Origin of the sequence: Guptibacillus hwajinpoensis, from assembly GCF_001039475.1 — a bacterium.
GTDB lineage: Bacteria > Bacillota > Bacilli > Bacillales > Guptibacillaceae > Guptibacillus > Guptibacillus hwajinpoensis.
The window spans coordinates 1976843-1988313 of sequence record NZ_LELK01000001.1; the positions used below are offsets into that span (position 1 = coordinate 1976843).

Below are 11471 nucleotides of genomic sequence, written 5' to 3' on the forward strand. Positions count from 1 at the left end.
AGGCTCTTTTCGTAAACATTGTTGCTATAGGAGTAGGGTAATTTCCGCTCCAGGATGCTCGCTTTCCGCGGGGCGGGCGGTGAGCCTCCTTCCGCTCCAATCACTAATTGTGGTTTTTTTTCAATATTTGTATCAAAAGCAACAATCTTTTAGAAAAGAGCCTTCTTAAAAGAACCTGACTTCGCTAATTGGAGCGGAAATTGACCTACTCTTTCAGCAACAATGTCTACAAAAAGACCAAGTAAAAAAAAAAGCACCCTACCAAGTTGGCAGAGTGCTTTTGATGACTAATGTTCTTTTGAATGTTCATTGGATTGTTCTTTTGGTTGCTCAGGTGCTTCTTGCTCAGGATCAATTTGATTAACATTGTAGTTGTAATCATTTCGATCAACAGGTGTAAAACCTTCTGGATCGTAGAAGCGAAGCAGATCACCATATACAACCTTATCAGAAAGATCTAATGTTTCCTTAACGTATTTACCAGCATTTTCACATGCTTCTGAATCAACTTTTTCACCAGTCGGATTTGCATAACACTTTTCGTTAACTGATGTTACTTCAGGTGTTACGAAATCTCCATTACGGAATGGAACAATCTCACGATGATCTTCAGAAAGAAGATCTGAACCAAATGAGATGAACTCATCCGTTTCAACACCTAGTAGATGAAGGACTGTATCTCTAATATCGATCTGTCCACCATATTTGTGGACTTGCTTTCCTTCAACACCAGGCGCAGTAATGAATACCGGTACTCGCTGCATTTGTGCATTTTCGTAAGGATTCATTTCTTTACCCATTACTTTTTCCATTGCTTTGTTGTGATTGTTTGAGATACCATAATGATCACCATACATAACGATTACTGTATCTTCGTATAAACCAGATTCCTTAAGATCATTAAAGAATTGTTCAATCGATTCATCCATGTACTTCGCAGTTTGGAAGTAGCCATTTACAACTGAATCTTCTGTTTCAGGTGTAGGGAAATCGACATCTCCTTCATCCATCGTGAACGGGAAGTGGTTCGACAACGTTAGCATCTTCGCATGAAACGGTTCTTCAAGATTTTCAAGATATGGCATGGATTCTTCGAAGAATGGTTTATCTTTTAGACCATAGTTATGAACGTTTTCCTCGCTCATATCATAGTAGCTTGAATCAAAGAATTTCTGAATACCAAACGATTTATACATTTCATCACGATTCCAGAATGTTTTACCATTACCGTGGAAAGATGACGTAGTGTATCCTCTTTGTTCAAGGATCGCTGGTTGAGCATGATACGTATTACGTGCTTTTTCCATTGCAACTGAGCCACTTGGTAGCGAATAAAGAGAGTTTGCCATCATAAATTCGGCATCAGATGTTTTTCCTTGTCCAACTTGACCGAAAATGTTGTCAAAGTAGAACGTATTCTGATCTTCTACCAGACTGTTTAAGAATGGCGTTACTTCTTGACCATTTACTTCTTTACCAATAACGAAAGTTTGGAATGATTCAAGTGAAATATAAATCACATTTTTTCCTTCCGCTTTACCGAAGTACTCCGGGTTTGGTTCAGTACGGTTGGCCTCAACGAAGTTCCTTACGTCTGTAAGATCATCGCTGCTGGCAAATGCACTCTGTGAATTCGATTTAATAGTCGTTATAGCATCGAAAATTTGATAGTTAAATTGTCCAAGATACTTAACAAGGTACGTACGATCAAATGAACGTGTAAGAAGTTCCGGACGATCTGTTTCAGCAAGGCCAAGGTTCACGATAAAAAAGACAGCGGCTGAAGCAAATAGTAACGAGATTTTCTTTCTTTTAATTGGTGCCTGCGGTTTAACAACCTTAAATAGAATCAATCCAAGGATGAGCAGTGTATCAACAAAGTAGAAAACATCTGTAAAGTTCATTAGCGCAAATGCACTGTCTTTCAATTCTCCAGCATCATTTGTGTGCATAACTGTTGGCAACGTAATAAAATCATTAAAGAAGCGGTAGTAAACGACATTTGCATATAGAACGAATGATAGCAAGAAATCAATAATCAGAATCGCCCATGCTCGTTTACGTCCTTTAAAGAATAAAGCAAAACCAAAGAAAAATAATAATGAACTAATCGGATTTAGAATCAGTAGAAATGACTGAAGGCCATTCTTAATACCTAATTCAAATTCAGTTTGATAGACTGCGTAGGTTTTTAACCAGAATAATAGAATGACGCCAAAGAACAATGTCCACGGCTTATTCATTTGAGCTTTAAATTGTTCACGCATGACTGTCATTACCCTCCTTACGGGAAATTCCCGTTTTATATAAGATCTATTAATTAAATGTAAATTTATTGTTTTTTTACACGCTAATACTCGAGTATAATACGCCCAATCTAGTTTAATGTCAAATTTCGCTCGAGGTATGTAATTGATGATAAGTTAAGTTGGAAACGTTATTTTAACGTCAATTACGTTAATTTCAATGAATGTAACGCTACAGTAAAAGAAAGAAGGTAGAACCTTCAAAAACGATGCCATTATTATGAAGAATTAGGATGAAAACAAAAGGGTACTGAAGAAAGTTGTTAATGTTATCCATTCATTTAACAAGCATATTACGTTTACGTTCCAATACAATATTCGTTTCAATATTAATGAAAAAAAGCGCCTCATTTAGAGGCGCTTTTCTCATGATTCATTGACCGCAGGTTGTTCGCTCTGATCCCTTCTTTCCTCTGGAACAGCTTTACGAATAAACAGTGCGACTATTAAGCCAACTATCGTTAACCCAAATGCAACAAGGTAGACAAGGCCTACACCTGAAACGAGAGACTGACTGATTGTTTCAGCATTTGTTGGATTACTTGCTTCATCTAAATAGGTTTGTTGACGATTTGTCATAATGCTGATAAAAACAGAGACACCTATCGCACCTGAAACTGGCTGCAGCGTGTTCATGATTGCCGTTCCATGCGGATACAAATGTTTCGGCAGACCATTTAATCCATTCGTCTGGGCAGGCATCATGATTGCTGAGATCGACAGCATTAATAGAACGTAGCTGCCTATGATAATCCATATCGGAGTAGTTAATCCAATTGTACTAAACGTGAACATAACACCTGTAAGTACAAATGATGCAGGAATAATTAACTTACGAGGACCAAATTTATCGAACAACTTTCCCATCACCGGTGACATGATTCCGTTCAATAGACTTCCGGGCAATAGAATTAACCCAGCTGTTGCAGCCGATAAACCGAGTGGACCCTGCATATACATTGGCAAAATAATCTCAGATGAAAACATTGCCATGATGATAATAATAAATAAGACGACAGCTATCGTGAACATCGGGTATTGGAGAACCCGTACATCAAGTAACGGTTCTTCTAATTTCAATTGTCTGAACACAAAATAGATAAGTGAAATAACTCCAATAATGAGTGGTAAGAAAACGTTTGGGTTAAGGTAACCCATATCGCCTTCTCCCGCAAAACTAAATCCGAGTACAATACCGCCAAAACCAAGTGTCGAAAGTATGATTGAAGGAATATCAACTTTCGGCTTCGTAACCTCTCCAACATTTTTAAGAAACTTGTAGCCGAATCCAATTGAGAATAGTGCAAATGGAATTACCGTAATAAAAAGGTATCTCCATCCAAGGTGCTCAACAATGAGGCCAGAAAGGGTTGGACCAATAGCAGGAGCAAACATAATGACAAGTCCTATCATTCCCATAACTGACCCACGTCGTTCAGGTGGGAACACAAGTAGAAATGTATTAAATATAATCGGAATTAGTAAGCCCGTTCCAACCGCTTGAAGCAGTCTGCCACCTAATAGAATGGTGAAGGTTGGGGCAATCGCACAAATAACCGTTCCAATCGTGAAGATTGTCATCGTGCCAAGAAACATTTGACGAGTCGTATACGATTGAAGTAGTAGTGCCGAAATCGGTGTTAATATCCCCATTACTAACATAAATCCAGTCGCCATCCACTGAACCGTGGCAGGTGTCACACTGAATCGTTCCATTAAAGTTGTTAAAGCTATATTCAAGAGCGTCTCATTAAGAATCGCAAAGAATGCTCCTATAATTAGAGATATCATCACTGGCTTTACATTAAAATCTGGATCCTCAGCCAGAAATTCGAATGTCTTGTTATTTTCCATCTTTAAGTAACCCCTTTTTACGCGCAAATCAATAAAAAAACATCTTACTATATATCATGTCCTATTAAAAGCATTTGCTTTTCTCCAATAGTTATTGTAAATGATTTATTAACTCTCCCCCGATTACTTGACCGGTATTTGAAAACAAATTACAATAATATCGAATTTCGATATCGATATGCGATTATAGGAGGTTGGTTTTCTGGATAACAAAGTGCTTCGTAAGCTTTTTCTAGGTTTTATTCAAATCCATATTCTTCATCATGCGAAGGAAGAAGCCATCTACGGGTCATGGATGCTTGACGAACTAATGGAGCATGGATATGAAATTAGTGCCGGCACCCTTTACCCAATTCTACACACGATGGAAAAGGATGGATTGCTTACGAAAGAAGAAACAAATGTGAACGGCAAAATTCGAAAGTATTACCGTACGACAGATAAAGGAAATCATGTATTACATGAAGCGAGAGCAAAAGCTTATGAACTTTTTAAGGAAATTAAAAGTTAATGGGGGATATCAATGTCTAGTAAATACTTTTTAAAAACCTTAATAGAAATTTTTCTAGTATCCTCGAGACTAGGTTTGACATCCTTTGGTGGACCTGTTGCACACTTAGCTTACTTTAAAGAGGAATATATCGATAGAAGAAAATGGCTTGATGAGAAAATGTACGCAGATATTATTGCTTTGTGCCAGTTCTTACCTGGCCCAGCAAGTAGTCAGGTTGGTATCGCAATTGGAATGTTGCGGGGAGGTATGCTTGGCGGAGTGATTTCCTGGTTTGGATTTACAATGCCTTCTATTCTAATTCTTGTAATCTTTGCAATGCTGTATCAAACGTTCTCTTTCGGAGACGGGACGTTTATTCATAGTTTAAAAATCGTGGCGGCAGCCGTTGTCCTTCATGCCATTATTGGACTTGGGAAAAAACTAACGCCAGACAGAACGAGAATAGCCATTGCCCTATCAGCTACACTTATTATGTTACTTTATCCTTCTGCATGGATGCAGCTGCTCATAATCGCTGGAGCTGGCCTATTAGGATTAAAATTATTTAGCAATAAAACGGAAACAAATGTTAAACCATTTCCCGTATCGATTTCTAAAAAGACGGGCGTTTTTTCGCTCCTTACTTTAGGATCGCTTCTCATTATCTTACCAGTTATTAATCGGTTTACGGATCATTCTCTGATTAACCTGTTCGATACGTTCTTTCGAGTTGGTGCACTCGTATTCGGTGGCGGTCATGTTGTTCTCCCTATGATTGAACGTGAAATTGTTCCTCAAGGAATGCTAACAGCGGATCAATTTCTTGCAGGATATGGTATGGCTCAAGCAGTTCCAGGTCCACTGTTTACGTTTGCTAGCTACCTCGGTACGATGTTAGAAGGTATAATGGGGGCTGTTGTTGTTACAATCGCTATTTTCCTACCTTCTTTCTTATTAATAACTGCAGCTCTTCCTTTTCTAAACGAGCTAAGAGAACGAGCATCTTTTCAAAAAATTCTTATCGGTGTGAACGCTAGTGTTGTTGGAATCTTGTTAGCTGCTTTCTATGATCCTGTTATAAAAAGCTCCATTCTTGCTCCAGAAGATTTCGCTTTAGCCGCTATTCTTTTCGCACTGCTCTCGATATGGAAGTTACCTGCATGGATGATCGTTATAGTTGGTGTAATAGGTGGATATCTACTCCAGTGGATTAGTTAAATAAAATCGAAGGCACTTGGTGCCTTCGATTTTATTATTGTATGCTAGAAGTTAACTATTACTTGGCATCGTTGCATATTCTGAACGATCGATTTCCCAGGACAGTATCGTTGTATTGTCTCTTACCCCATTTTCTTTCACTTCACTTAGCAATTGCCGAACACCTTCAGGTATAGAACACCCCTTCATACGCTTAGCAACTTCACCTGATGAGAAGAAGTTAGTATTAGGACATTCAATAAGGCCATCTGTCGTAAGCAACAGTATCGTCTTCCCTTTTCGAAGTTCTTTCGTTCCTGTGCTAAAGCATGGAACAGCGGTATCAAACGTGTTCACTTCGCCTATCCACTCATAGAAACTCCGATGATTTTGTTTGTATTCACCCAATGCTTCTAGCTCTGAATGAAACAAATAAAGAACACAATCACCTACAGAGAACCACCAAACATATTTCGCTTTACGTACGACGATTAAACACGCTGTCTCTCCTGATACTTCTTGACACCTTCTTCTAAAATCGTCATGTTGGAAGATGGTTAAAATGGTTTCTGGCAATGCTCCAATTGCAACACCAACCGGTTTCTCAAGAATGCGTTCAAGAATAAACCGGTGATGTTTGAATTCCTTTACAATAAGATTAGCACTGTCTGCTGTTTTGTGAGCGTCGAGCACTATACTAAGTTCCCAGTCAGATCCAGTCCACACTAAACAGCCATCTTCATTCTTATATTGACCGCTTGATGAGTTTCCACCAAACCTCCCAATACTAACTCTTCCAACCTGACAAACGTTCAATTCATCAACATACGTTCGTTCATTGCCAACCCAGCTCATTTCACTGTTCATATTTCTCACTCCGAGCTTTCCATTTTAATAGGCTCTTTTCTGAAAGATTGTTGTTTTGAAAGGATTTTCTAAAAAAAACCTGACTTCGCTAACTGGAGCGGAAGAATGCTCGACTCCTGCGGGACTAGCGGGACAGGTGAGACCCCGCAGGAGCGTTAGCGACGAGGAGGCTCAAGCGTCCCGCCCCGCGGAAAGCGGGTAGGAGCGGAAATTGACCAGCTATAACAACAATGTCTACGAAAAGAGCCTTTTAATAAGAAGGGAAGCAATTGAATTAGGATAAACGGTTAGTAGATCTATACTAGAAAGTGGAACCCAGACGGCTTGATATGTTCCAGAGTTACGGTTTGCAAATTCGCTCCCATTTCCGCTACCAAACTCGCCAGATAATATAGTTGCGACATAATACTGCTCACCATTATCTTCGATTGCAGCAAAAAGAGTACCTACTTGCACAGTTACGCCTAACTCTTCATAAGCTTCCCTTTTGGCTGCTTGTTCATATGATTCTCCATACTCAACTCCGCCTCCAGGTAGAACATAATACGTTTCACCGTTCTTCACTCGTTTAATTAACGCCACATCTCTATTTCTTACTATTACTACACCTGCTCGGTTTCTAGCCACTAACCTTACCCCTTCCTCGCAAACTCCTTTTCTTAGATTCTAAATCGTATCGTTCTTTTCCTTTGTGAAACGTAAAATTACTTTATGCTACCTTTGCAATGGATACACACCTGATAACTTTCCTTATCTACTAACTTTTCTAAATAAAGATTATCATAAGTGCCTTCCCTTTTATCAATTGGTGTTGTATGAAATTCGCATTGATCGCCCGCAAATGTTGTGCGATGAATCACGCGTTTTGTATGATCAATTAAATATTTCATGATCTTCCTCCTTATCATGTATTTATCTTCCTCCTTAAGCAAGAAGTAATGGAAATAAAAAAAAGCCGAAAAAAGACCTCTATAGGTCTTTTTTCGGCTTATAACTGGTTCTATTGCCCAGTGTATTTCCACCTTGCGTTAATTCGGTTTAATGATAATCGTAATATAGCTTTTATCCAGATTGAAATCCCAATCCACGAAAATGTCTTGCACTTTGGTAGATAGAATTGATTCAAATTGATTATCGTGAAGCAACCCTTTTTCCAAGCGTCTTTTCGTTAATTTAAGCTCTTCTTCAAAGCCACTACGGATAAGTTCTTTTTCAATCCTGACGAGAATACCATCACGAAGTACAACGAGCGTTCGTTCATTAAGCATACATGAATCCACGCCTTCAGGTGCTTTTTCCGCTAGCTTACTGACCCGCACGATTTCTTCATGAACTCTTTCTTTACCATGGTACTCACTAAGGCCATTCTCTTCTGCATTCTCCACATTTTTCATCACACCAAGGATCATCCCTGTACGATTTTGTAGAGACCAATCATGATAGAAAGACTCTATTTCAAGATTTCCCATAACACGAAGTGATGCTTTGATTTCTGGCAACAATCCTTGCATAAGAAGATCTCTTGTTTCTTCTACCCTCATGTCTTCTTTTTGATCCACGAGTACTCGCTCCATTGGCGCTAGAAAATCGCGGAAATATATCGTAATATAAGGCTCCATAATCGACACATAAACCGATGAAGGCCCTTTTCCAAAATTATCTCTTAACAGTTTACCAACATAACTTGCAATTTCTGCTTCAGTTGATTTAGGCTCCAATACTGTTCACCCTTTATCTTAAGACAGGAACTTTTTTGTTCCCCATCCATTAGTCATTATAGTAGTCTTTCCTTATGATTAAAAGGATATTGTGTGAATTAGATATTTCAATTACATGACAAGAAATGATTTGTGATTTCTTAAAATGGTCTTTACTTCCCTAGAAAAGTTCTCAACGCTTCTCTGATTCCTTCTGGATAAACCGTTCTCGCTCCTGATAGAACCGTCTCAATCGGTATCCAGCTAGCAACTGCCTCATTTTCTTCTATGAGTTGATACTCTTCATTGTTATAGGAAAAAGCATCTTTGAATGAAACAGCATATAATTGCACAATCTCATGAGTTAGCTCATGATCAACGGTATATATATTTTCTAAACACGTTATGTATGTATCAATAGTAATATCAAGCCCGAGTTCTTCTTTAAATTCTCTCACAACGGTTTCATACGATCGTTCCCCGACCTCAATCGTTCCACCTAGTGGTCGATAATAATCACCATCTCCCTCCGAATGAGAACCATGGTAGGCTTCCACGAGGATGCTATCTCCTCTTATGAGTAGTCCTAGTGACTTCACCTTTATCCCCATCTTACTTCCTCCTCTTCTTCTTTTTCTTCCCTTTTTTATTCAGAAATAACCATGCAACCCGCTGGATCACGACGATTAATGCCCCAAGAGACATAATCAAACCAGGACGCGCTGACCGATCTTCCTCTAAAAAAAAGATCAAGAGAATCGCACTAACGATGAAGATTAAGCTTATCGTAAATACCATGTATTTCTTTTTCTTCATTTCGATACCTCCCTTCGATCATAACGGGAATTAGGTTTTTGCGGATATATTCGAAATTTCGAGGATAAAACGGATAAACATTAAAAACCAGAGGAGTTCTCCCCTGGTTTCTCAACCAACTTCACTTAAACATGCTGGCAATCATGGTTGAGCCTTTCAAACATGTATTACCACTTATAACCAGTCAGAAAACATCACTATGCTTTTTCTAACTTCTTCATTACACTGTCGAAAGAAATATCGGCAATTAATTCTTTATTTACTAAACGGTGACGAATATTCTCCAGAGCTTTTTTCTCTTTTTCTTGCATTCGGTCCACGTTAAATTTCTTATTGAAAACCGTATATAGTTCAAAATCTCTTAATTTGAGAAAACAGGGTATTGTTTTAAGCCATTCGTTCGAGATTGTTGCCTCCATGCGGTATCCTTTCAAAAATGAATAAAGGAATTCTGTCGCAAAAGCAGATCTTACTTGAAGTGATTCATCTCCATATTTATCCCAAACAGCATAATAAACCGGAATGGCGAGATCACTACTATAGTAATGGTACATACTATCGTCAAAATCAAAGATGTGTATTTCGTTGCCATCATAAAAGAAGTTTCCATGATGAACGTCAGAGTGAATAAGACCAAACGTTTTACCCGTTTCATGAAAAGATTTAATTTCATCGACCAGTCTTTCTCCCTCTGTAATAATATTCGCGTCGTCACTACGTGTAAGATAGTGGTCAAATCGCAGTAAATCTCCTTGATCCCATCTCTCCCGCTTGCCGTTAGCGGGTTGATAATTCATTGATATTCTGTGCATCTTTCCAATTTCTCTTCCCCATGCTTCGAACAACTCAGAACGAAACGCTGAGTCATCGGTTTTAACTGCATAACCTGGTACTTTATCGAATAAACAGGCATAGAAACATCCCTTTTCTACCGGAATCATCTCAACTCTATGTCCTGAATCAGTACGGGAGACGTTAACGCCCTGCCTGTGTAATTCATTAATCCAGTCTAGTTCTGCTTGAATTTCGTCAAATGATCGATGCGAGCTATGTGTTAGTCTTAAAATCCAAAGTTGTTCACCCCGCTTCACTTCATAAACATAGTTTTCAAAATCACCGAGCTTCTTTTTCTCTTCACCATGTATACCAAACAAAGTCATTGCTTCTTCAACAATTGCATTAGAAAATAAGGCTTCAATCCACGCTTCCATCTCAACACCTCACTATTTGTTGTAATAACTAGAAAATTCGACTTCACTCATGACATTTCCTTTAAACAACAATACGCCCTCAATAGTTGAGGGCGCTCCTTATTACTCTGTTTCTTGCGTCACTAGTTTAAGTGGGACAGGAATCGTTTCTTCTACTTCATTTCCTTTTAAAACATCTACACCAGCGTTCACAGCAAGTGCTCCTATTTCCTCAGGCTGCTGCGCAACCGTTGCTGAAAGCTTACCATCATTGATGCTATTAATCGCATCTTCGTTTCCGTCAAACCCTACTACGAGGACATCTTTTCCTGAACTTTGTATCGCTTGTATCGCTCCAAGCGCCATTTCATCATTATGAGCGAAAACCGCTTCAATATCAGGATTTCCTTGAAGTAAATTCTCCATCGTATTCAAACCTTCTGTCCGGTCAAAGTTGGCTGTTTGCTTTGCAACAACATCAAGTTTAGCGTCAGCTATGTTATGAAATCCTTTACCGCGTTCGCGTGTAGCTGAAGCTCCCGGTACACCTTCAAGTTCTGCTATCTTTGCACCTTCACCAAGCTGATCAACTAGATACTTGGCAGCCATTTCTCCACCTTTTTCATTATCAGAAGAGACAAGCGTTGCAACTTCTCCTTTTTCAGCTGAACGATCTAGTGTGACAACTGGAATACCTAAGCTATTTGCCGATTGAACGGCGGTAGAAATCGCTGCAGAATCTGTTGGATTAATCAATAATACATCGACACCTTGCTGAATTAGATCTTCCACATCGTTAATTTGCTTAGCGGCATCATTCTGTGCATCTACTACAACGACATCCATTCCGTTTGCTTTCGCTTCTGCTTCTACCCCGTCCTTCATGGATACGAAGAATGGATTATTTAATGTAGAAACAGATAAGCCAATTTTAATATCTTCTAGGTCTGTATCTTGACTCGGCTTCGCCCACTCAGGAGGCTGCAACGAACAAGCCCCTAGCATAAGAAGTGACACCCCAAGCAGTAATGGCAATATTTTTTTCATTGTA

The 11471-nt window shown here is 39.0% G+C and carries 12 protein-coding genes; 2 read left to right on the plus strand and 10 right to left on the minus strand.

From position 1 onward, the window contains the following. Window positions 1-287: 287 nt before the first annotated feature. The gene (gene ltaS / locus AB986_RS09860) at window positions 288-2276 is read right to left on the minus strand and encodes a lipoteichoic acid synthase (RefSeq protein ID WP_048310647.1); all 1989 of its coding nucleotides are present in this window, start codon (window positions 2274-2276) and stop codon (window positions 288-290) included. A 396-nt stretch (window positions 2277-2672) separates the two neighbouring features. Beyond that, window positions 2673-4160, minus strand: coding sequence for an MDR family MFS transporter (locus tag AB986_RS09865; protein WP_048310648.1), 1488 nt, complete (start codon window positions 4158-4160; stop codon window positions 2673-2675). Between the two features lie 202 nt (window positions 4161-4362). Between AB986_RS09865 and AB986_RS09870 the strand changes: the two genes are divergently transcribed. Both AB986_RS09870 and chrA read left to right on the plus strand, forming a co-directional pair. Next, window positions 4363-4671 (plus strand): PadR family transcriptional regulator, encoded by a 309-nt coding sequence (locus AB986_RS09870; protein ID WP_048310649.1) that lies wholly within the window; start codon window positions 4363-4365, stop codon window positions 4669-4671. A 12-nt stretch (window positions 4672-4683) separates the two neighbouring features. After that, on the plus strand, window positions 4684-5871 hold the full coding sequence (gene chrA, locus AB986_RS09875; RefSeq protein WP_048310650.1) for a chromate efflux transporter: 1188 nt from the start codon (window positions 4684-4686) through the stop codon (window positions 5869-5871). Window positions 5872-5922: 51 nt separating this feature from the next. Here chrA and AB986_RS09880 read toward each other — a convergent pair whose 3' ends face one another. The 8 genes from AB986_RS09880 to rbsB all read right to left on the minus strand — a co-directional run bounded on the left by AB986_RS09880 (window position 5923) and on the right by rbsB (window position 11467). Then, window positions 5923-6717, minus strand: a complete 795-nt coding sequence (locus tag AB986_RS09880; RefSeq protein WP_048310651.1) for a PP2C family serine/threonine-protein phosphatase — start codon at window positions 6715-6717, stop codon at window positions 5923-5925. A 234-nt stretch (window positions 6718-6951) separates the two neighbouring features. After that, complete coding sequence (locus AB986_RS09885; RefSeq protein WP_048310652.1) at window positions 6952-7344, minus strand: NUDIX hydrolase; 393 nt, start codon at window positions 7342-7344, stop codon at window positions 6952-6954. Window positions 7345-7421: 77 nt separating this feature from the next. After that, entirely contained in the window at window positions 7422-7607 is a 186-nt protein-coding gene (locus tag AB986_RS09890; RefSeq protein WP_048310653.1) for a hypothetical protein, read from the minus strand. Between the two features lie 138 nt (window positions 7608-7745). Then, on the minus strand, window positions 7746-8435 hold the full coding sequence (locus tag AB986_RS09895) for a Na-translocating system protein MpsC family protein (RefSeq protein ID WP_048310654.1): 690 nt from the start codon (window positions 8433-8435) through the stop codon (window positions 7746-7748). 152 nt (window positions 8436-8587) lie between these two features. Beyond that, window positions 8588-9025 carry an NUDIX hydrolase gene (locus tag AB986_RS09900; protein WP_048310655.1) on the minus strand — a complete coding sequence of 146 codons (438 nt, stop codon included), beginning with the start codon at window positions 9023-9025 and terminating at the stop codon, window positions 8588-8590. A 1-nt stretch (window position 9026) separates the two neighbouring features. Continuing rightward, a complete protein-coding gene (locus tag AB986_RS09905) occupies window positions 9027-9230 on the minus strand; it encodes a hypothetical protein (RefSeq protein WP_048310656.1) in 204 nt (67 codons plus the stop codon). Between the two features lie 197 nt (window positions 9231-9427). Further along, the gene (locus tag AB986_RS09910) at window positions 9428-10441 is read right to left on the minus strand and encodes a phosphotransferase enzyme family protein (protein ID WP_048310657.1); all 1014 of its coding nucleotides are present in this window, start codon (window positions 10439-10441) and stop codon (window positions 9428-9430) included. A gap of 102 nt (window positions 10442-10543) precedes the next feature. Next, on the minus strand, window positions 10544-11467 hold the full coding sequence (gene rbsB / locus AB986_RS09915) for a ribose ABC transporter substrate-binding protein RbsB (protein WP_048310658.1): 924 nt from the start codon (window positions 11465-11467) through the stop codon (window positions 10544-10546). Between the last annotated feature and the right edge of the window lie 4 nt (window positions 11468-11471).